At 58.0% G+C, this 21,038-nt stretch carries 16 protein-coding genes; 10 read left to right on the top strand and 6 right to left on the bottom strand.

The window, feature by feature from the left end; genetic code table 11:
* Positions 1 to 28: 28 nt before the first annotated feature.
* Positions 29 to 598 (top strand): DJ-1/PfpI family protein, encoded by a 570-nt coding sequence (locus ACMGG1_RS11525; protein ID WP_414161409.1) that lies wholly within the window; start codon positions 29 to 31, stop codon positions 596 to 598.
* Between the two features lie 90 nt (positions 599 to 688).
* Here ACMGG1_RS11525 and ACMGG1_RS11520 read toward each other — a convergent pair whose 3' ends face one another.
* The 5 genes from ACMGG1_RS11520 to ACMGG1_RS11500 all read right to left on the bottom strand — a co-directional run bounded on the left by ACMGG1_RS11520 (position 689) and on the right by ACMGG1_RS11500 (position 8,668).
* Positions 689 to 1,066 carry a DUF1493 family protein gene (locus tag ACMGG1_RS11520; protein ID WP_020826946.1) on the bottom strand — a complete coding sequence of 126 codons (378 nt, stop codon included), beginning with the start codon at positions 1,064 to 1,066 and terminating at the stop codon, positions 689 to 691.
* Between the two features lie 182 nt (positions 1,067 to 1,248).
* A complete protein-coding gene (locus ACMGG1_RS11515; protein WP_142815182.1) occupies positions 1,249 to 2,703 on the bottom strand; it encodes an efflux transporter outer membrane subunit in 1,455 nt (484 codons plus the stop codon).
* 1 nt (position 2,704) lies between these two features.
* Positions 2,705 to 5,857: an efflux RND transporter permease subunit gene (locus tag ACMGG1_RS11510; protein ID WP_259218705.1), complete on the bottom strand. Its 3,153-nt coding sequence runs from the start codon at positions 5,855 to 5,857 to the stop codon at positions 2,705 to 2,707.
* A gap of 2 nt (positions 5,858 to 5,859) precedes the next feature.
* Positions 5,860 to 7,002, bottom strand: a complete 1,143-nt coding sequence (locus ACMGG1_RS11505; protein ID WP_414161408.1) for an efflux RND transporter periplasmic adaptor subunit — start codon at positions 7,000 to 7,002, stop codon at positions 5,860 to 5,862.
* Positions 7,003 to 7,153: 151 nt separating this feature from the next.
* Positions 7,154 to 8,668, bottom strand: a complete 1,515-nt coding sequence (locus ACMGG1_RS11500; RefSeq protein WP_048758860.1) for an MDR family MFS transporter — start codon at positions 8,666 to 8,668, stop codon at positions 7,154 to 7,156.
* A gap of 82 nt (positions 8,669 to 8,750) precedes the next feature.
* On the opposite strand from ACMGG1_RS11500, the gene ACMGG1_RS11495 reads away from it, so the two are divergent.
* Together ACMGG1_RS11495 and ACMGG1_RS11490 are read left to right on the top strand one after the other, a co-directional pair.
* Positions 8,751 to 9,416, top strand: coding sequence for a TetR/AcrR family transcriptional regulator (locus tag ACMGG1_RS11495; RefSeq protein WP_230090241.1), 666 nt, complete (start codon positions 8,751 to 8,753; stop codon positions 9,414 to 9,416).
* A gap of 152 nt (positions 9,417 to 9,568) precedes the next feature.
* Positions 9,569 to 10,618, top strand: a complete 1,050-nt coding sequence (locus ACMGG1_RS11490; protein WP_020826952.1) for a type II asparaginase — start codon at positions 9,569 to 9,571, stop codon at positions 10,616 to 10,618.
* 47 nt (positions 10,619 to 10,665) lie between these two features.
* On the opposite strand, the gene ACMGG1_RS11485 is transcribed toward ACMGG1_RS11490, so the two are convergent.
* Positions 10,666 to 11,796, bottom strand: a complete 1,131-nt coding sequence (locus tag ACMGG1_RS11485; protein WP_259218694.1) for an agmatine/peptidylarginine deiminase — start codon at positions 11,794 to 11,796, stop codon at positions 10,666 to 10,668.
* Between the two features lie 148 nt (positions 11,797 to 11,944).
* On the opposite strand from ACMGG1_RS11485, the gene ACMGG1_RS11480 reads away from it, so the two are divergent.
* The 7 genes from ACMGG1_RS11480 to ACMGG1_RS11450 all read left to right on the top strand — a co-directional run bounded on the left by ACMGG1_RS11480 (position 11,945) and on the right by ACMGG1_RS11450 (position 20,997).
* Complete coding sequence (locus ACMGG1_RS11480; protein WP_128864868.1) at positions 11,945 to 12,808, top strand: LysR family transcriptional regulator; 864 nt, start codon at positions 11,945 to 11,947, stop codon at positions 12,806 to 12,808.
* Positions 12,809 to 12,960: 152 nt separating this feature from the next.
* Complete coding sequence (gene ggt, locus ACMGG1_RS11475) at positions 12,961 to 14,634, top strand: gamma-glutamyltransferase (RefSeq protein ID WP_400826568.1); 1,674 nt, start codon at positions 12,961 to 12,963, stop codon at positions 14,632 to 14,634.
* Positions 14,635 to 14,858: 224 nt separating this feature from the next.
* On the top strand, positions 14,859 to 15,437 hold the full coding sequence (locus ACMGG1_RS11470; RefSeq protein WP_414161407.1) for a tyrosine-type DNA invertase: 579 nt from the start codon (positions 14,859 to 14,861) through the stop codon (positions 15,435 to 15,437).
* A gap of 370 nt (positions 15,438 to 15,807) precedes the next feature.
* Complete coding sequence (locus ACMGG1_RS11465) at positions 15,808 to 16,542, top strand: fimbrial protein TcfA (RefSeq protein ID WP_128864865.1); 735 nt, start codon at positions 15,808 to 15,810, stop codon at positions 16,540 to 16,542.
* Between the two features lie 21 nt (positions 16,543 to 16,563).
* Positions 16,564 to 17,088, top strand: a complete 525-nt coding sequence (locus ACMGG1_RS11460; RefSeq protein ID WP_128864864.1) for a CS1 type fimbrial major subunit — start codon at positions 16,564 to 16,566, stop codon at positions 17,086 to 17,088.
* 82 nt (positions 17,089 to 17,170) lie between these two features.
* Positions 17,171 to 19,804: a TcfC E-set like domain-containing protein gene (locus tag ACMGG1_RS11455; RefSeq protein ID WP_414161406.1), complete on the top strand. Its 2,634-nt coding sequence runs from the start codon at positions 17,171 to 17,173 to the stop codon at positions 19,802 to 19,804.
* A gap of 20 nt (positions 19,805 to 19,824) precedes the next feature.
* Positions 19,825 to 20,997, top strand: a complete 1,173-nt coding sequence (locus ACMGG1_RS11450; RefSeq protein ID WP_414161405.1) for a CfaE/CblD family pilus tip adhesin — start codon at positions 19,825 to 19,827, stop codon at positions 20,995 to 20,997.
* The last annotated feature ends 41 nt before the right edge of the window (positions 20,998 to 21,038 follow it).

Genomic DNA, 21,038 nt, shown 5'->3' with positions numbered 1-21,038 from the left:
AGGGATTATTCCTCCCGGAGATCCCCGTATGAGCAAGAAAAAGATCCTGATGCTGGTTGGTGATTACGCTGAAGATTATGAAACCATGGTGCCCTTTCAGGCATTGCAGATGATTGGTCATCAGGTGGATGCCGTCTGCCCGGACAAGGCCAAGAGTGATTACATCATGACGGCAATCCATGATTTCGACGGCGCGCAGACCTACAGTGAAAAACCTGGCCACCGTTTCACCCTGAATGCCGACTTTGCCGCGGCAAAAGAAGAAGACTACGACGCGCTGTTGATCCCCGGCGGCAGAGCGCCCGAGTATCTGCGCCTGAACCCGCAGGTGATCAAGCTGGTACAGGCTTTTGACGCCGCACGCAAACCCATCGCCGCGGTGTGTCACGGCCCGCAGCTGTTGGCCGCCGCCGGGGTGTTGAAAGGCAGAACCTGCAGCGCCTATCCGGCCTGCGCCCCGGAAGTGCAGCTGGCCGGTGGCCACTTTGCGGATATCGGTATCGATCAGGCCCATGTTGACGGCAATCTGGTGACCGCCCCAGCCTGGCCGGCGCATCCGCAATGGCTGGCGAAATTTGCCGAGTTACTGGCACAATAACTCCGTTAAAAGGCCCACAATTTCTTTGCGGGCCTGAAACTGCATTCGGCGCGATGAGTTAACTCATCCAATATTGGGAATATCGCGATATCATTTTAATTGTTCAATCAGAAAGTGGATGTCGTAAAGCCAGCGTTTGGCCCGTGCGGATCGCACCAGCATATAAACATACAATGGCCGGATCCTTTCCATTTCAAGATCCCAGTGATTCGCGCGACGATTTGATGAGGAGAACAATAACGCCGACTTTGACTCCTGACGAAAATACAGCTCATGATTGTAATTGCTGCTGTCGATGAGAAAGGCGTCGAAATAGCCACGCATCAGCGTTTCCGACATTGGCAAGGAGAGGTGCAGCTCTTTGTTTATTTCCGTATTGAGAGTAACGGCAACCCCCTTTTTAAGCAGGCTGGGCGAATTATAGCGATCAATCACTGAAATGACCTGTTGCTGAATATCACTTTCCATTTCAACCTCAATATATTTGGCCGCGGGGATGATGCGATATTATTCAGACCCTGCTGATTGTGGCGAGTTCTCCATCGTCTGGTCATTTTCCCTTTCTTTACACTTCCACCACAGAATGAATATAAAAAAACGCAGCGCGCTATCATCACACTGCGTTATTTAATTATTGCCTGGGCTAAATCTTATTGGGTTAAAGATCTATTGTTGGCAACCACGCCATCGCCCTGCTTTTCTGCCGCGATGCCCCCACCCAGCACTTTATACAGAGTAATCAGGTTTTGATATTCGGTTTGGCGAGCAGCAATCAGCGACTGCTGGGCGGTATATAGCGTTCGCTGCGCGTCCAACATCACCAGATAGGTATCCACGCCATGGCGGTAGCGCAGCTCCGCCAGGCGATAATATTCCTGCGAGGCCGCCACATAGCCGGTTTGCGCCGCTAACTGTTCCTGAATTGTGCCCCTGCGTGCCAACGCATCGGCCGTTTCCTGGAATGCCGTCTGCACCGCTTTTTCATAGGTGGCGACGTAGAGGTCTTTCTGCGCCTTGGTGTAATTCAACTGCGCCGTATTATAGCCACCGGTAAAGATCGGCAGGCTGATGCTCGGTGCGAACGACCAAACGCCCGCCCCCTGACTAAACAGGGATGACAGTTCTCCACTGCCCACCCCGCCGCTGGCGGTCAGGCTGATAGACGGGAAGAACGCCGCTCTGGCGGAACCGATATTGGCATTGGCAGCCTTCAGGTTATGCTCGGCCTCCAGCACGTCCGGACGGTTCAGCAGCACCTGCGACGACACATTGGCCGGTATATCTTTCATGATGCCAGACAACGCTTCGATCCCATCAGGCAACAGGCTCTCCGGCACGCTTTGCCCGACCACCAGATCCAGCGCGTTTTTCGCCTGCGCCGCGCTGGTGGTGTAGCTGGCCACGTCTGAACGCGCCTGCTGATAGACCGTCTCGGCCGACGCCACGTCAACCATCGACAAAATACCGTTTTGCTGATTCTTGCGCGTTACCGCCAACGACTGTTTGGCACTTTCCATGGTGCCTTTGGCGGCGGCCAGATTGCTGCGTGCGGCCGCCACATTTACCCAGTCGGTCACGGTGTCGGCAATCAGTGCCAAACGGGTACTTTTCGCCGCTTCGGACTCCGCCAAATAGCTCTCGAATTTAGCGCGAGTCAGGCTGCGATTTTTGCCAAACAGATCCAGCTCGAAAGAACTGGTGCTTGCCGTCGCTTCGTAACTTTGGCTGATCGCCGTGGCATTGCCACTACCGGTCAATGCCCGGCCACGACTGCCGTCCACTCCGGCATTGATGGTAGGAAACAGATCGGCACGTTGCTCACCGTAGAGCGCCCGGGCAGATTCGATGTTGGCAATGGCCTCGCGTAAATCGCGACTGCTGCTCAGCCCCATCTCCACCACCTGCCGTAACCGGCTATCGACCACATAGTCACGCCATGGGATGTCCGGATAGCTTAATGACAATTTACCCGAGGGCGCAGTATAAGCGGCCCCTTGCGGCAGCGTTGAGGGCACCGGCGCCTGCGGGCGTTGATAATCCGGATCCAGCGAGATACACCCCGCCAGCACCAGCGGAAAGGTCAAAGTGATTAAACGTTGCAGCACGTTATTCTCCTGCCTGCGGCGCAGTGTTTTCTGTTTGTTTGGCGGAGGTTGTTTTGCGTGAAAACATCCGGCGTACCAATACGTAGAACAAAGGAACGAAGAAGATTGCCAGTAATGTCGCCGTAATGGTGCCGCCGATGATCCCGGTACCTATGGCGATCCGGCTGTTGGCCCCGGCGCCGCTGGAAACCGCCAAGGGCAATACGCCGGCGCTGAATGCCAGAGAGGTCATCAGAATAGGACGCAGGCGCATACGGGAAGCCTCAACGGCGGCGGCGATCAAGGCTTCGCCGCGCTGGTAATTTTCTTCGGCGAATTCAACGATCAGAATGGCGTTCTTGGCCGACAGGCCGATGATGGTTAATAGCGCCACCTGGAAATAAATGTCGTTTTCCAGCCCGCGCAGCGTGATGGCCAACAGGGATCCCACCACGCCCATCGGCACCACCATCATCACGGCAAACGGGATTGACCAGCTCTCATACAGCGCCGCCAGGCACAGGAACACCACCACCAACGAAATGGCATACAACGATGCCGCCTGTCCGCTGGTCAGGCGTTCCTGATATGACAACCCGCTCCAGGAGAAGCTGCTGGCGGAAGAGAACTGTGATGCCAGTTTTTCCATCTCGTCCATTGCCGTGCCTGAACTGGTACCGGGCGCGCCCTCGCCGGTGATTTCAAACGAGGACAGTCCGTTATAACGCGACAGGTTTTCCGGCCCGTAAATCCAATGTGAAGAGGCAAAGGCAGAGAACGGCGTCATGCTGGTCGTGCTGCTGGAGGTGCCGCGAACAAACCACTTATCGAGATCCTCCGGCTTTGACCGATACTCGACGTCACCCTGCATATAGACCTTTTTCACCCGGTTACGGTCGATAAAGTCGTTGATGTAGGTGCTGCCGAACGCGCTGGTGAGCGTACTGCTGACGTCGCCGGCGCTCAGGCCCAGCGCCTGCAGTTTGTCGTTGTCGATGTCTACCTGCAGCTGTGGCGTATCCGGCAGGGTGTTGGCGCGCACCGCGCTCAGACTCGGGTTTTTCCCGGCGGCGGCGATGATCTGGTCACGCATCACTTGCAACTCCGCACGGGTGGTCGCCCCTTTAGCCTGCAGTTCGAAGGTGAAACCGTCGGACTGGCCGAAACCGTCGATCGCCGGTGGGCTCATCGAGAACACCTGGGCATCGCGAATAGTGGCAAAGTGCGCCATTGCGCGTTTGGCAATGGCATCGGCGGTGTTGGCACTGCCAGGCCGCTGGCTCCAGTCCTTGAGACTGACGAAGGCCATACCGGCGTTTTGCCCGCTGCCGCTGAAACCAAAACCGTTGATGGTGAAAATGGTGCTGACGTTGGCCTTCTCGTCGGTGAGGAAGTAATCTTTTACCGCGTCGCTGACCGCCGATGTCCTGGCATCGGTCGCGCCGGCAGGCAAGGTGTATTGCACCATCACCACGCCCTGATCTTCATTGGGCAAGAAGCCGGTCGGCAGCCGCATATACATCACGGCGGCGGCGATCAATAACAGACCATACAGCAGCAGATAGCGCATTGGGCTGTGTATCACCCGGGCGACCTTATCGGCGTATTTCTCCTGCAGGCGGTTATAGCCACGGTTAAATTTACCCAGCAGGCCCTTATCGGTCAGATCGTCATGAGCTGGTTTGAGCAAAGTGGCACACAATGCCGGTGCCAGCGTCAGCGCCAGGATCACCGACAGCACCATCGACGCCACGATGGTAACGGAGAACTGACGGTAGATAACCCCGGTGGAGCCGCCAAAGAACGCCATCGGCAGGAACACCGCCGACAGCACCATGGCGATACCGACCAGAGCCCCGGTGATCTCCTTCATCGATTTTTCCGTCGCCTCACGCGGCGGCAGCTTCTCTTCCCGCATCACGCGCTCGACGTTTTCCACCACCACAATGGCATCATCCACCAATAGACCGATCGCCAGCACCATGCCAAACAGCGTCAGGGTATTGATCGAATAGCCGAAGGCGGCAAGTACGCCAAAGGTGCCCAACAGTACCACCGGCACGGTAATGGTCGGGATCAGCGTAGTACGCAGGTTTTGCAGGAACACAAACATCACGATCACTACCAACACCACCGCCTCTATCAGCGTTTTCACCACCTCTTCGATCGAGATATTAATAAAATCGGTGCTGTCTTTCGGGTAGGCCACCTTGTAACCGTTCGGCATTGAAGTCTGATATTCCGCCACTTTGGCTTTGACCAGCTTGGCGGTGTTGAGCGCATTGGCACCGGCGGCCAGCTTGACCGCAATCCCGGAGGCTGGATGGCCATTCAACCGGGCGCTGGAAGAGTAATCCTCGTTGCCCAACTCTACCCGCGCAACGTCGCCCAGGCGCACCAGTGCGCCGCTGCTGTCACTCTTGAGAATGATGTTGCGGAACTGCTCCGGCGTTTGCAGGCGCGACTGCGCTTTTACCGTGGCGGTCAGTTGCTGATCGGCACCGGACGGTAAATCGCCGACCTTACCGGCGGAAACCTGGGTATTTTGCGCTTCTATCGCCGTTGATACGTCGGAAGGCATCAGTGAAAAGGACGCCAGCTTGGTCGGGTCAAGCCAGATGCGCATGGCGTATTCCGATCCGAATACCTGCACATCGCCAACCCCTTCGATGCGCGACAGCGGATCCTGAATGTTGCTCACCAGATAGTCGGAAATGTCCGCCATGCTGGCCTTGTCGGTTTCGTCATACAGACCGACGATCAGCAAGAAGCTGCTCTGAGATTTTTTGACCGTAACCCCTTGCGCGGTGACCTCGGTAGGCAAGCGGCTTTCCGCCTGCTGCACCTTGTTTTGCACCTGCACCTGCGCGATATCCGGATCGGTGCCCTGGTCGAAGGTGACATTAATGCTCACAGAACCGTCGGAGCTGCTGGTGGCTGAAAAGTAAAGCAGCCCGTCCAGCCCGGTAAGCTGCTGTTCTATGACCTGAGTAACGCTATTTTCCAGCGTCTCGGCATCGGCACCCGGATAGGTGGCGGAGATGGAAATCTGCGGTGGGGAGACGTCCGGATATTGCGAAATGGGCAGCGAGTTGATCGACATCAGCCCACACAGCATGATGATGATCGCAATCACCCAGGCGAAAACCGGTCGCCGAATAAAGAACTGCGCCATGGTTACTGCTCCCCGCCGTTAGCCGTCGGTTGTTTCACATCAACCGCTTTGACCTCAACGCCCGCAGCCACCTTATTGGTGCCTTCAACGATCAGACGGTCACCGGCATTCAGGCCCTTGCTGACCAGCCAGTTGCTGCCGATAACCTGTTCGGTAATGATCGTGCGTTGCTCCACTTTGTTTTGCGCGTTAACAACCAGCGCCGTGGCTTCGCCCTTGGCGTTACGGGTGATCCCCTGCTGAGGCGCCAAAATCCCCTTGGGGTTGACGCCGTTGTCTACCGTGGCGTGAACATACATGCCGGGCAGCAATTCGTGCTCAGGATTAGGGAACACCGCACGCAAGGTGACGGAGCCGGTCGACTCGTCTACCGCCACTTCCGTCAGCTCCAGTTTACCGGGGTGGGTATATGGCGTGCCGTCCTCGAGTTTGATGGCTACCGGCGTGACATCGTCACGTTGCAGCGATGCCTGCTGTTTACGCAGTTTGAGCAATTGACTGCTGGACTGAGTGAGATCGACATAAATCGGATCGAGCGCGCGAATGGTCGCCAGGGCGTCGGTCTGACTGGCGGTCACCAAAGCACCCGGTGTCACAGAGGAAATGCCGATACGGCCGGAGATAGGCGCGCGCACCTGCGTGTACGCGAGATTGATTTTGGCCGACTCCAAAGAGGCCTGATACTGTGCGACGGCGGCAACCGCCTCCAGATAGGTCGCCATGGCATCATCCGCATCCTGTTTGGAAACGCCATTCTCTTTTACCAGCGCGGCGTAACGCTGCGCCTTCAGGCGGCTGGACTTCACGGTGGCCTCAGCGCTTTTCAACTGAGCGGCAGCCTGATCGTAGCTGGCCTGATAGGTTGCGGGGTCGATCTGATACAGCACCTGCCCGGCCTTGACCTCGGCACCTTCGGTAAACAGGCGTTTTTTGATAATGCCGTCCACCTGAGGACGAACGTCCGAGGTCATGGTGGCGTTCACGCGGCCGGTCAAATCGCTGCTCAGCGTTACCGGTTGAGCCTGCAGCGTCGCGACACCCACTTCTTGCACGCTACCGGCGCCGGCGGGTGCTCCACCGCTCTGGCCATCACAAGCGGCCAGCAATAACGACAGGCTGACAAGTAAAACCTTTTTCCTTTGCATCGACTATCTATCCTATTGAGAACGTTTATTCTCAATATATAGAAAGCGCCGTTTTTAGTCTGACAGGGTTGCGTAAGGATTGCGTAAAATTGCATCGCAGAGCATGAGGAGAACCGGTGCGCGCCTGCTTTACGCACCGGTTTTGGCGGTTTTACTTATGGCGAAGCGGCACGTCTTTCAGCAACCAGGTCAATGCAAAGGCCAGCGCCATGACCCCGGCGGCAATCTGATACACCGAGTGAATGGCCCCGCCAAAGGCTTGCAAATAATCGTTCTGCAACGTCAACGGCAGATGATGCACCGCCGCCGCGCCCAAAGAACGCGGTAACGCCGTTCCTTCAGGCAGCAAGCTGGCCAACCGACTGTGCAGCACATTGGTAAAAATCGCGCCAAACACAGCTACCCCGATGGATCCGCCGATAGAGCGAAACAGCGTAGCGCTCGAAGTGGCAACGCCCATGTGTTTTGGCTCGACGCTGTTTTGCGCCGCCAGGATCATCACCTGCATCACCATACCCAATCCCAACCCCAGCAGGCTGATGTAGAGATACAGCAGATGTACCGGCGTCGAGTTTTTCAGCGTCCCCAGCAGAATCATGCCTACCAGGGCACAGCAGGTGCCTATAATCGGGAAAATACGGTATTTGCCGCGCTTGCTGATTAACCGACCGCTAACAATGGAGCTGATCATGATCCCGCCCATCAGCGGCAGCAGCTGCATCCCGGCCTGGGTCGGCGTGGAATTCTTCACCACCTGCAAATACAGCGGCAGGAAAGTCACCGAACCAAACAGCGACATACCGACGATAAAGCCGACCAAGGCGCACAGCAAAAAGGTCCTGTTGCGGAATAAGTCGAGCGGAATGATAGGCTCGCTCGCCAGGCGTTCTTCGTAGATAAACCCGCCCAATGACACCAAACCAAAGGCCAAAATGCACCACAGCTGCCCGTCAGACCAGGCCATGACCGTGCCACCCTGACTGGTAAACAGAATAATGCAGGTCAGCGCGGCAGCCAGATAGCTGGCCCCCAGGAAATCGATTTCATGCTTGACCCGATTGACCCGGGATTGGAACACCGCGCCAATCACCAACAGCGCGAAAATCCCCAGCGGCAGGTTGATATAGAAAATCCAGCGCCATGAGAAATGCTGCACCAGCACCCCACCAATCAACGGGCCTACCACCGTCGCCAGGCCGAATACGCCGCCAAACAGGCCCTGATAGCGTCCGCGTTCGGCCGGCGGGATCACATCGCCCACCACCGCCATGGTGACGACCAGCAATCCGCCACCGCCCAACCCCTGCAGGGCACGCATCAGGATAAGCTGGGTCATGTTTTGCGCCAATCCGCACAGCACCGAGCCGAGCAGGAAGACCACAATGGCAATCTGCAGCACAATTTTACGGCCGAACAGATCGCCGAACTTGCCATACAGCGGCACCACTATCGTCGATGCCAGCAAATAGGCGGTGACTACCCACGACAGATTTTCCAGGCCACCGAACTCGCCAACGATGGTCGGTAATGCAGTAGACACAATGGTTTGATCGAGCGCCGCCAGCAACATGACCAGCAGCAATGCGGAGAACAACAGCCGGATCGAGGGCGCCTGCCCAGACGCCCTGCCGCTGTCTTCGCTGCCTGCCAGATGACTGATCCCCATTTAGATGAGCTCACTTGTAATTAATTAATCGAGTAATTAATATATGAGTGATTCTTTTCTCCGGTCAATGGATCTCACCGCGATGACAGCACAAAACGTTCAAGCCCCGCGCCGCCCTGGTCGGCCGAGCGGCGGCACCAAGGGCACAGAAAAACGCGAGCACCTGCTGGACACGGCGCTTAATTTGTTTGCCCGCCAAGGCATTGCCGATACTTCGCTCAATGCCATTGCCCGTGAAGCCGGCGTCACCCCCGCCATGCTCCACTACTATTTTCACAACCGCGAACAGCTGCTGGACGTGCTGATCGAAGAACGTTTCCTGCCGGTACGGCTGGCCGCCGGCAGCGTTTTCGACGCCAATGCGGACGATCCTATTGCCGCCTTCACCCAACTGGCCCAAAGGTTTATCGATATCTCCACCGCGCATCCCTGGTTCGCCCCGCTGTGGTTGCGAGAAGTGATGAGTGATAACGGCGTACTGAAGCAACGGATGGATGAGCGTTTTGGTGATGCACAGCGCAAAGCGGCCCTGAAGTCGATTATGCGCTGGCAGGCAGAAGGCAAGCTGAGTGCCGATCTGGAACCCTCTTTGCTGTTTATCACCCTGTTTGGCATGACGCTGCTGCCGCTGGCCACCGCGCCGAAATGGCACCGTGACAACAACAACAGCCACGGCCCGCAGAGCGCTGAAGTCATCGCGCGACATGCCATTGCATTATTAAGCTACGGGCTGGGACCGCAGCGCTAGAACGAGATCCATTTTGGTGCGACTCGCTCCTCCAACGAGCGTCATTTCGCATCGGTATGGATCTTTGTCCTCTGCTACCGCTAACTGTCTAACTGGCACCCTTTTTGCTTTGGCTACTCCTGCTAATTTGGCTTGTTAATCAGGGGTAGCTTATGTTTCAAACAATTAGAGTGGCATTGATCTGCTTCACCTTCAGCTTTGCCGGCGTGGCAAGCGCCGCCGGGGACTTACCGCACATCGTGATTTTAGCCACCGGCGGCACCATCGCCGGCTCTGCGGCCAGTAATACACAAACCACCGGTTATAAGGCTGGGGCACTGGGAGTGGAAACGCTGATTGCAGCGGTGCCGGAAATGCAGAAAGTCGCCCGCGTAGACGGCGAACAGATTGCCAATATCGGCAGCGAAAACATGACCAGCGATATCCTGCTCAAGCTGTCCAAGCGGGTCAATGAGCTGCTTTCACGCAGTGATGTGGATGGCGTGGTGATCACGCACGGAACCGATACGCTGGACGAATCGCCGTACTTTCTTAATCTGACGGTCAAGAGCAACAAACCGGTGGTGTTTACCGCCGCGATGCGCCCTGCCACGGCCATCAGCGCCGACGGCCCAATGAACCTGCTGGATGCGGTCACCGTTGCCGCCGACAAGCAGTCCGTGGGGCGTGGCGTTATGGTCGTTCTGAACGATCGCATTGGCTCGGCCCGTTTCAGCACCAAAACCAACGCCACCACGCTGGACACCTTCAAAGCCCCGGAAGAAGGCTATCTGGGCGTAATTGTCGGTGGCAAGCCCTACTTTGAAACCCGAGTCGACAAGATCCACACCACTCGCTCGGTATTTGACGTACGTGATGTCAAGGTGCTGCCAAAAGTCGACATTATTTATGGTTATCAGGACGACCCTGAATACATGTACGATGCGGCCATTCAGCATAAAGTGGATGGCATTGTTTACGCTGGCACCGGTGCCGGCTCGGTCTCAGTGCGCAGCTCTGCCGGGATCAAAAAAGCGGAGAAAGCCGGTGTGCTGGTGGTTCGCGCCAGCCGCACCGGCAGCGGTATTGTCCCCGAGGACAGCGGACAACCTGGCCTGGTGTCCGATTCGCTCAACCCGGCCAAGGCGCGTATTCTGCTGATGCTGTCGCTGACCAAAACCCATAATCCTCGCGTCATTCAGGATTACTTCCACACGTATTGATCCGCGTTCTCTCGACAGGGCCAAGGCTGGCCCTGTTGTAACAAGACTTAAATGGCCGGCAGCTGACTGGTCACGCAGTGGATGCCCCCACCGCCAGCGGCGATAGCGTCGATATTCAACTGCACCACTTCACGCTGCGGGTAAAGCGCCGTCAATAATGCCAAAGCTGCGGCATCCGCCTCAGCATCGCCAAACTCCGGGGCGATAATCGCGCCGTTGATGACAAAGTAATTGATGTAACCGGCGGCAAAATCCGCATTGCCCTTGCTGAAGCGGCTAGGGCGTGGATCCAGCGGTGGCGACACCGTATGCACCTGTATCTTGCGGCCATCGGCATCCGTGGCCTGTTTGAGGATCGCCAAATGATCCAGTGTGACCTGATGGTCGTAGGACTCAGGATCGCTGTCCAGATTGGCGATCACCACGCCTGGGCTGACGAAACGGGCGTAAAAATCGACGTGAGCGTCGGTAATGTCTTTGCCTTTAATCCCCGGCAGCCAGATGATTTTTCGCAGGCCCAGCATCGCTTTGAGCTCTTGCTCTACCCGCTCACGGCTCCAGCCAGGGTTGCGGTTGCGATTGACCCAACTGCTCTCGGTCATGATGCCGGTGCCATGACCATCCACCTCGATGCCCCCGCCTTCTCCTGTCAAGGCGCTGCGGCGCAGTGGGTTAACGCCGAAATATCTGGCCTGGAAAGCGGCCAACTGAGCATCTTTACCGTGCCGTTGCTTATTGCCCCAGCCGTTAAAGTTGAAGTCCACCGCCGCCAATTCACCCGCATTGTTGGTAACGAAATTGGCAGCGATATCGCGCATCCAAATATCATCGAGCTCGGTAATGACAAAGGTCACATTGTGGCTGCCGCATTTTATCTCCGCTAACTCTCGTTCACGTTCGCGACAAAATACCGTCAGCGGCTGGTAAACCGCGATAGCACGGGCAATGCGCCCCAGGGCATCTTGCACGTCCGCCGTGAACGCCCCCCAAATCGCCCGCTGTGCGCCAAAAGCGATAAAGGCGCATTGCTGAGGCTCACCCTCATCGGGCATGCGCCAGTTTCCGCCAGCCGTTTTCTGAGCCGCGTGGCTGGACAATGATGCCAGCCCCATCGAGGCCGTCAGGCTAATGCCGGCAATCAGGGAAGCCTGTTTGATAAATTCACGACGTGTTGACATGGTTTGCTCCTGTATTGCCGCCAAAACAATAAGCTAAACTTTTCAGCAAAAGACGGCGTGATGTCGATAACGGCTATGTTAATCCCTTTAATCCGGGTAAAACAAAGGATACATTTAGCGGACACCTGATTAGATAGGCTTATCAATAATGTTAAAGCACTGGCCCCCGATGAACGCCCTGCGCGGTTTTGAAGCCGCCGCCCGGCTGGGCAGTTTCCACCAGGCCGCCGATGAGCTGCACCTCACTCAGTCGGCGATCAGCCAACAAATTCGCAGCCTGGAAGCCTTCCTGGAGCAACCGCTGTTTTTCCGTAGCGGCCGCAGCGTCAGCCTGACAGATGCCGGTCAGGATCTCTACAGCACCGCCCAGGTGATGCTGCAACAGTTGGCCGTTGGCATCCGCCGTCTGGAGCAGTACCGCAAACCCAACCAGCTGATCGTCAACACCACGCCGGCGTTCGCCCGTCACTGGCTGGTTCCGCGCCTTAAAAGCTTCCACCGGCAGCATCCGGATATCGACCTGTGGCTGTTCACCACCTTCGACCCGCCGGATATGGCGACCGAAACCGTCGATCTGGCGATCCGTGACGATCTCAGTGCGCAAATTGAATGTAGCCTCAAAATGCTGCATCAGGATCGGCTCTATCCGGCTTGCCATCCTGAGCTGCTGAAACAGGACAAGGCACAACGCACCACCCTGCACGGCGAACGCGAGATGGACTGGAGCCATTGGGCCGTTCAGGGCGGCGCCAACGTTGGGCAAAGCAGCCACGGCCTGAACTTCTCCGATCCCGGCCTGCTGTTGGATGCGGCCTGCGACGGCCTGGGCATCGCTCTGGTCAGCGAACTGCTGGCGCAACAGGCTCAGGCACGTGGGGTATTGCAGCCGATGACGGAGCAAAGCGTGCGTGGCCCTCAGTGGGCCTGGCTTATTCATCGCGATAGCGAGAACAACCCGCTCGCCCGGCATTTTTGTGAGTGGTTACTAACACAATTGCCGGCGGTGATTTAACGTTCTACCTCACGCTTCCAAACGCCGGATAAAGCGCGGCGGATTGAGCGGTGCTACTTTCAATCAAGCGCCAGAACAAGCTTAAACAATGGTGCTAAGTGGTTGTTGAGATTGAATTCACCTGTCATCGTTCAATTCGAAAAGGAAAGGCTATGCATTCTGGTTTATTGAAAACATTAGCACTCAGCGTGGCGCTGGCCACCCTCAGTCCTTCGGTATTCGCCGCTAATCTGAACGCCGGTGCCGTGGCGGCACCGGATCAATACGGTGCCAAAGTGGCCGCACAAATTTTGCAGGCCGGCGGTAACGCCGTCGATGCTGCGGTCGCCACCGCCTTTACGCTGGCAGTGACCTACCCAGAGGCCGGCAACATCGGCGGCGGCGGTTTTATGACCCTGTACGTCGACGGCAAGCCCTACTTCCTCGACTACCGGGAAGTCGCCCCCAAAGCGGCCACCAAAACCATGTACCTTAACGAAAAAGGCGAAGTGATCGAGAACCTCAGCCTGGTGGGCACCAAGGCCGCCGGCGTACCCGGCACGGTACTCGGGCTGTGGGAAGCGCATAAACGCTTCGGCAAGTTGCCCTGGGCAGAACTGCTGACCCCGGCTATCGGCTATGCGCAACAAGGCTTTAAGGTGGCCGGCCAGCAATACCAATACCGTGAGGATGCCAACAAGCTGTTCGCCGACAAAACCAACTTCGGCGATTACTTTGGCAGCATGAAACCCGGCGCGGTGTTTAAACAGCCGGAACTGGCCAAAACGCTGGAACGCATCGCCAACAAAGGCGCTGACGACTTCTATCAGGGGGAAACGGCCAAGTTGCTGATCGCCCAGATGCAGCGCGATAGCGGCCTGATCACCCAGGAGGATCTGACAGACTACCGGGTGAAATGGCGCGAACCGATGAAAATCGCCTGGCGCGGCAATACCCTTTATACCGCCCCGCTGCCGAGCTCCGGCGGCATCGCGCTGGCGCAGTTGCTGGGCATAAAGGAAGATCGTGCTGCCGATTTCAAAGGCGTGGAGCTGAACTCCGCCCGCTATATTCACTTACTGTCGGAAATCGAAAAGCGCGTCTTTGCCGATCGCGCCGATTACCTCGGCGATCCTGACTTTGCCAAGGTGCCGGTTGCTCAATTGGTCGCCCCGGATTATTTGCAAAAGCGGGCTGCGGAGATCAATCCGACCGCCATTTCACCGACCGAGAAAGTGCGGCCTGGGCTGGAACCCCATCAAACCACGCATTTCTCGATTGTTGACGCGCAGGGTAACGCGGTCAGCAACACATATACGCTAAACTGGGACTTCGGCAGCGGCGTGGTGGTGAAAGGGGCTGGCTTCCTGTTGAATGACGAAATGGACGACTTCAGCGCCAAACCGGGCGTGGCCAATGCCTTTGGCGTGGTCGGTAGCGACGCCAACGCCATTGAACCAGGCAAACGCATGCTTTCGTCCATGAGCCCGACCATTATCACCCGCGACGGCAACGTTAGCCTGGTGATCGGCACCCCTGGCGGTTCTCGCATTTTCACCTCGATTTTCCAGGTGATAAACAATCTCTATGACTACCAGTTACCGCTGCAACAAGCGGTGGCCGCGCAGCGCGTCCATCACCAACTGTTGCCGAAAGACACTATCTTCTACGACGCTTTTGCTCCACTGACCGGCAAAGTGGCTGAACAGTTGAAAGCGATGGGTTACACACTGGAAGATCAGGGCTGGTACATGGGGGACATACAGGCGATCCGCGTCAAGGGTGACACGCCGGAAACCGCCTCCGATCCGCGTGGCCGCGGTGTGGGGCTGGTAGTGAAAAAATAACGATAAAACACCGGGCGGATCCGTTAGAGGTGCGCCCGGGTTTTATTTTTACCCTGCGGCATGCCATACGTTTGTTTGATTTACGTCCTCAACCTGCTCATTTTATCAACAGTCACACAGTTTATTCCTAATTTCCGGCACGCAATGCCTTCATTTCTTATACTCTCCTGCCGGCCCATTAACGGGCCGCGTTTCTTTTCTATCCTCACCCACAAGGAGTCACGATGAAAAATAACGAGCGCAAGCATCTCACGCGCCCGGAGATCGAGCGCATGCTGGCAGCCGCCAGCGACAGCCCCGATCCGGAACGCAATACCTGCCTGCTGTGGATGTGTTTTATCCACGGTTGCCGGGTCAGCGAACTGACCGGCCTGCACCTGGCGGATCTGGATATGGCGGCAGGTAGCCTGTACGTACGTCGCCTTAAAAACGGCCTGTCCACCGTGCAACCTTTGCATCCCATGGAGCGAAAATTGCTGACGCGCTGGCTAGAGCGCAGACAGCGTTATCCGGGGGCGAACGACTACGACTGGTTATTTTTGTCCCACAAGGGCGGACGGCTTTCTCGTTCGCGCATCTATCGGATACTGAGGCAATTAGGGGAACGGGCAGGTTTGGCTATTGCGGTGCACCCGCATATGTTACGCCATGCCTGCGGCTACGCTTTGGCGGATAAAGGGGCGGATACCCGGCTGATTCAGGATTATCTTGGCCATCGCAACATCCAGCATACTGTGCTGTATACAGCCAGTAATGCAGGACGATTTAAGGCGCTGTGGTGCGAGGAAAATGTAACATTTTGAACCAAAGTGTCACCATACTAAGTTTCCGCTGCTAAAAACGTCAATTTTTTTCTGCAATATTTCCGTAATTTAATTTTTATTTTTGAATATCACCCAGTTAGAATCATCTGGCTGAAACGCAATTATCCAGCATATTATACTTTCCCACTTTTTAAGCTCCGTCACTCTGTCGCTACCCATCTCGCCAACCCAGTTTATTACGCTGAAATAGCGCCATCCATGGCCTTTTTTTAGCGATATCGTACGCCATCACCCGCCTTTCAAGTCATAAATCCATAATGTGACACTTTGGTTCATTATGTTGCGTTTTTATCGGTCGTAAAACGGGTCTTATTCAGACCTTTTCATGCATCACAGGGAGTGTGCAGACATGCCAAAAATCCACCGCGCTGTGGGGCTCACCCGCAGCAAACTCGCCGGGCTGGCCGCCGCCCTGATGCTGGTCAACACCGGCTGTCTGGCCAACCTGACGGTCTACCCCATCAGCGCCGACATCGGCCCCGGCCAGGAGGCCACCACCCTGCAGGTGCTGTCCAAATCCCCGCAGACCCAATACGTACGCGTCGGCGTCAAACGTATCCTCAACCCGGCCACGCCACGCGAAACCGAGGTGGATGTTGACAGTCAGCAAGGATTGGTGGTGTCGCCGGACAAATTCGCCCTGCCCGCCGGTGCCACCCGCACCGTCCGGTTAATCAGCCTGGCAACGCCCCAGCAGGAAGAAGCCTGGCGGGTCTACTTCGAACCCGTGGCCTCACTGAGCGAAGACGAAGCCCCCGCCACCCAAAACGCCCAGGTCAACCTCAACCTGGTCTGGGGCGTACTGGTCCGCCTGCGGCCAGCGGTGGCTCAGCCGCAGCTCGCGCGCAGCGCCGACGGCAGCCAGTTACTCAACCCGGGCAACGTCCGCCTGGGAGTATTGAAAGTGGGTCACTGTACGCCGGCTTGTCGCTGGCAGCAGATTGACCGCAGTGTCTATCCCGGTGAAGCCCTGATGCTGCCCGCCGGGATGTCAGGTGGCGTGGTGCGCGTGGAATACCGCGACGGCGCTGCCACTCCGACGACGGCGGACTTGCCGGCCGGAGCATCAACCCCAAAAAACTGAAATAACCAATAAGGATGTTGTATGAAAAAGTTATATACCTTTACCCCTGTCGCCCTGGCCGCCCTGTTCTCCCTGTCTGCCATGGCGGTACAGAAAGACATCACCATTACCGCCGATATCGACCCGACGGTCGAACTGCTGCAGGCGGACGGCACCGCGCTGCCATCCAGCCTGAAGATGACCTACATACCCGGTGTCGGCCTGCAAAAAAAGACCCTCAGCACCAAAATCTTTACCAACGACACGACCAGCCAGGTGGAAATGCGCCTGTTGACCGCCCCGGTGTTGGCGTCCAACACCAAACCGAGCGCGACGACCATTCCGTTAAGCGTCAGCTACAACGGCAAGACCCTGACCACTGCGGTGACCGCCGACTCCACGCTCAAGCCCGCTGACCTGTTCCCCAAGGGGCGTATTGATGGCGGCTCGGTGCCCTTCGATCTGGTGATTGCGCAGACCACCACCGGCATCATCTCCGAGTCCGGCAGCTACCAGGGCGTGGTCAGCCTGATACTCAATACCTCTACCGTCCCTGTAACACCATAACAACGCCCCACCGACAGGGCGCACCCGGTGCGCCCTTTTCCCGGGTCTGGATGACCCTGGTTCGACCAAGGGAATGAGCGCCATGAATACCCGCTATCGCTATCACCCTCTGTATCTGGCCCTGCTGTGGGCCTGTCAGGCGACGGCCGCGTCGCAGGTACCGCCAGGCTTCGAATCCCTGCTGCTGGGGCAGACGGAGCGGCTGGAGGTCCGGTTGCCGGGCCGCTCGCTCGGGCTGTTTGTTGTCGAAGTCAAGCCCGATACCCTCACCTTTGAAGAGCCGGAAACGGTGCTGGCGGCCGCTGGCCTGCAAACGTTATCTGAACAACAACAAAAACAGGCACTGCAGGCCCTGAGCCAACCGCTGGCACGCCATGGCAACCTGGCCTGCAACGGCAGCGCGACGCCGGGCTGCGGCTATGTCGCCACCGACAGCGTGGCGGCCATTCTGGATGAAAGCGAGGGCGCGGTGCTGTTGTTTATGAAACCCACCTGGCTGGCCAGCCTGAAACAGGATCAACGCTGGCTGACCCCGACGCCGGCGGCAAAAAACGCCTTTATTCACCGTCAGACCGCCAACTACAGCGGCGACAAGGACAGCCAGAACCTGGCGCTGAACGGCACCGGTGCGCTGGGGCTGGGTGAGCGCCGCTTTCTGGGCGGCAACTGGGCCTACACCTGGAACCGGGTGCGCGACGCCAGCGCCAGCCGCCTGTGGTTCGACAATCTCTATGCGCGTCAGGACATGGGCAACCGCTACTACCTGCAGGCAGGCCGCATGGACCAGCGCAACCTTTCCAGCCCGTTGGGCGGTAACTTCGGCTTTACCCTGCTGCCGTTGACCCGCTTTGACGGCCTGCGGCTCGGCACCACCGACGCCTACGTTAATCAAAGCATCAGCCGTGACGCCACCCCGGTGATGGTCCAGGTTAACCGCAATGCCCGGGTCGATATCTACCGCGGCAGCCAGTTGCTGGGCAGCCAGTACTTTGCGCCGGGCATGCACCCTCTGAACAGCGACAGCTTTCCGCCCGGCAGCTACCCGCTGGAGCTGCGGGTGTATGAAGACGGGGTGCTGCAACGCAGCGAAAACCAGCCGTTCAGCAAGGGCGGCAGCGCCTTCAGCGACCGCTGGCAATGGTTTTTTCAGGGCGGGAAAGCCGCTGCGGAAAGCGCCGCACCGCAGCAATCCACCTCACAAAGTACCGGGGCCGCCGGGGTGCAGCTGGCGCTGTGGCGCAACCTGCAACTGACCAGCGGCGTGGCGAAAACCCAGGGCACCACCTACAACGAAACCCGGCTCGACGCGCAACACGCCTTCAGCTTTGGCGTGTTGACGATGGCCGCCAGCGGGCTGGCCGGCAACAATGGCGTGCGCGGCGACAGCCAGCAACTGAGCTTTGTCGACGGTTTTTCCGCCAGCCTGTACCGCTACCGTATCGGTGGTGCGCAGTGTGGCCAGACGGATAGCGGCCGCAGCAACGACATGGGTTGCTACACCTCACTCAACGGGTCATTCTCGGTGCCGTTCGCCGGCTGGAGCGCCACGCTGGGCTACAGCGACACGCAAAACAACGGGCGCAGCTACCAACGCCCGGTCTCGGCAGACGGCCTGGTGCCCGCGCAAACCCTGCGCAGCGCCGACCAGCGCAACCGCGCCTGGCAACTGGGGCTGTCCCGCGCCTTCAACTGGGGCGGCACCACCGTCAGCACCCGGCTGGGGGCCTTTCGCAACCGCAACGGCCAGACCACCGATAACGGCCTGTACCTCGGTTTTACCCTGTCGCGGGCCGACAGCGCGGCACAGGCCGGCGGCAGCGACAGCTACAGCAGCGCCGGGCTGGACTGGCGCAACGGCGGCGGGCAGGCGCAGACCAGCTACAACCTCAACCATACCCGCATGTGGCAGCAGGACGGTTACCGCGAGCTGGCGATGAACTTCTCCGGCTACAACGACGAAAGCTACAGCGGCAGCGTCGGTGGCCGTACCAACGGGCGCTATGGCGACCTGAGCGGCACGCTGAGTGACAGCCGCCGCCGCAGTGGCGGTAACCGCAGCGCACTGACCGGGGGGTACTCCTCGGCGATGGCGGTGTCCGCCGACGGCCTGTTCTGGGGCGGCAACGGCGGCGGTGAACCTGCCGCCGGCCTGGTGGTGCGGGTGGCCCCGGCGGACGAAAACGGGGCGGCCGCGCAGGTAAACGGCGGCAGCCGCCCGCTGACGCTGGGTTTTGGTCAAAGCACCCTGCTGCCGCTGGAGGGCTACCAGCTTTCCAGCGTGGCGGTGCGCGACATTACCGGCACCTCCGGCGGTGGGGTGGCCAACGTGAACGGCGGCGCGGGCGAAGGCCGTTACTTCCTGCCGCCGGGCCGGCTACTGGTGCGCGAGGTCAGCGCCAATATCACCTGGGTGTACATCGGCCAGGCGCTGGGGCCGACCGGCCTGCCGCTGGCCAACGCACAGGTACTGAATCAGGCGCTGCCGGCACTGGGGGCCGACGGCGGCTTTACCCTGCAGGCCAAACAGAAGGTGCCGGCGCTGTGGCTGATGAGCGACGGCCAGCTGATGCGCTGCCCGCTGCGGGTCAAGACGGTGCGGGATATCTTGCAAATCGTGGGGGCTACGCGCTGTAGCGCCGCCGGTGCCGAGGGGTTGCCGCAGTCGCTGCTGATGACGCCACGGGTGATGAAACTGCTGGCGACCGCCAAGCGCTAACCACAGGACAAAAAAACACAATGAAGGCAATGCTGAACCAAACGGTAAAAAAGATAATCGCACACGGCCTGCTGCCGCTGCTGATAATGGCGATGAGCTACCCGGCGCTGGCAGACCGTGTGCCACCGGCGGATAACCACCAGGTAATCAACCTGAGCTATGATAAAAGCGCACCGCCGGCGGACAGTTATATCTGGAATATGGCCCATGGTGGTTATAATTCTGAAGACACTTTTCTGTGGAGCAGGAACTCTTGGGTCTGTCTTTCGGAGGGAAATACGTCTACGGGAAGTTGTCCAATAAAAGCCATTGATAAGGGATTCTTCGTTAACTATTCAGAAGGGACTCTCTTATTAACTTTTACCGAACAACGCAGCCATCAATCTGTAGTGTTGACCCTGAAGAACTATAACAGAGGACAGTACATGAGCGGCGATTGTGGGACGCTTTCCACATTCTGGTACCCAATGTATTTTTCTGCTTACAACACTTGCAATAGCGTCGATGCTGCACGACCCGAGAGGATGTTGTCGGTTTACCTTCCCCAAACCGAACTGGCCAAGCTGCCCACTGGCGGCGTCTGGAAAGCCAAACTGGTGTTGAACGAAATGCAGTGGGATCCTTATATCAAAGTCGCCACCTTCTCCGCCGATATCACCCTCAACGTCACCGATAAAAACAACGGCGCGATTTACCTGCCGGCCTTTGGCAGCGCCACGCCGCGGGTTGACCTCAACCTGCGCACCAAACCGCTGTCCACCGCCCCCGGCGGCGAGGTCTCCGGCCAGTCCACTATCGATATGTGCCTGTACGACGGCTATAACAGCAACAGCCCCTGGCTAAAGGTCACGCTGGCCGATCAGCAAAGCGTCGCCGGCCGCGCGGCGGATGTGTTCTCGGTCAGCCGCGACGGCAGCAGCGCCACCGCCGCCGCCGATCGCATCGATTACCGCATCACCCTCAACTACAACAATCAGCCGCAAAAGGTGAATAACGGTCAGGCGATTACCCTCACCGGCGTCAATACCGCGCTGATCCGCCCGGTGGTGCTGCCCGGCATCCCCTTCCCAGTGGTCTGCACCCCGGCACCGCTGACGCTGGACGTGTTGCCGTTCGCCAAGCTGAGCAAGGCCGCCGGCCATTTTACCGGCACACTGCGCGTTACCCTTAGCGCGGACGCGTTGGCCCCGTAATAGTCAATGCAGTAGCGATAAAAAACCGGGTGCCTTGATGA

The organism is Serratia sp. BNK-12 (assembly GCF_047456085.1).
Classification (GTDB): domain Bacteria; phylum Pseudomonadota; class Gammaproteobacteria; order Enterobacterales; family Enterobacteriaceae; genus Serratia; species Serratia liquefaciens.
Note: the sequence above shows the minus strand (reverse complement) of the source record. Positions and strands in the feature narration are given on the sequence as shown.

Coding starts and splice junctions, on each gene's coding strand:
- ACMGG1_RS11470 (WP_414161407.1), top strand. CDS start 14,859: ATGAAAAATAACGAGCGCAAGCATCTCACGCGCCCGGAGATCGAGCGC.
- ggt (WP_400826568.1), top strand. CDS start 12,961: ATGCATTCTGGTTTATTGAAAACATTAGCACTCAGCGTGGCGCTGGCC.
- ACMGG1_RS11455 (WP_414161406.1), top strand. CDS start 17,171: ATGAATACCCGCTATCGCTATCACCCTCTGTATCTGGCCCTGCTGTGG.
- ACMGG1_RS11505 (WP_414161408.1), bottom strand. CDS start 7,002: ATGCAAAGGAAAAAGGTTTTACTTGTCAGCCTGTCGTTATTGCTGGCC.
- ACMGG1_RS11495 (WP_230090241.1), top strand. CDS start 8,751: ATGACAGCACAAAACGTTCAAGCCCCGCGCCGCCCTGGTCGGCCGAGC.
- ACMGG1_RS11460 (WP_128864864.1), top strand. CDS start 16,564: ATGAAAAAGTTATATACCTTTACCCCTGTCGCCCTGGCCGCCCTGTTC.
- ACMGG1_RS11500 (WP_048758860.1), bottom strand. CDS start 8,668: ATGGGGATCAGTCATCTGGCAGGCAGCGAAGACAGCGGCAGGGCGTCT.
- ACMGG1_RS11520 (WP_020826946.1), bottom strand. CDS start 1,066: ATGGAAAGTGATATTCAGCAACAGGTCATTTCAGTGATTGATCGCTAT.
- ACMGG1_RS11510 (WP_259218705.1), bottom strand. CDS start 5,857: ATGGCGCAGTTCTTTATTCGGCGACCGGTTTTCGCCTGGGTGATTGCG.
- ACMGG1_RS11480 (WP_128864868.1), top strand. CDS start 11,945: ATGTTAAAGCACTGGCCCCCGATGAACGCCCTGCGCGGTTTTGAAGCC.
- ACMGG1_RS11485 (WP_259218694.1), bottom strand. CDS start 11,796: ATGTCAACACGTCGTGAATTTATCAAACAGGCTTCCCTGATTGCCGGC.
- ACMGG1_RS11490 (WP_020826952.1), top strand. CDS start 9,569: ATGTTTCAAACAATTAGAGTGGCATTGATCTGCTTCACCTTCAGCTTT.
- ACMGG1_RS11525 (WP_414161409.1), top strand. CDS start 29: ATGAGCAAGAAAAAGATCCTGATGCTGGTTGGTGATTACGCTGAAGAT.
- ACMGG1_RS11465 (WP_128864865.1), top strand. CDS start 15,808: ATGCCAAAAATCCACCGCGCTGTGGGGCTCACCCGCAGCAAACTCGCC.
- ACMGG1_RS11450 (WP_414161405.1), top strand. CDS start 19,825: ATGAAGGCAATGCTGAACCAAACGGTAAAAAAGATAATCGCACACGGC.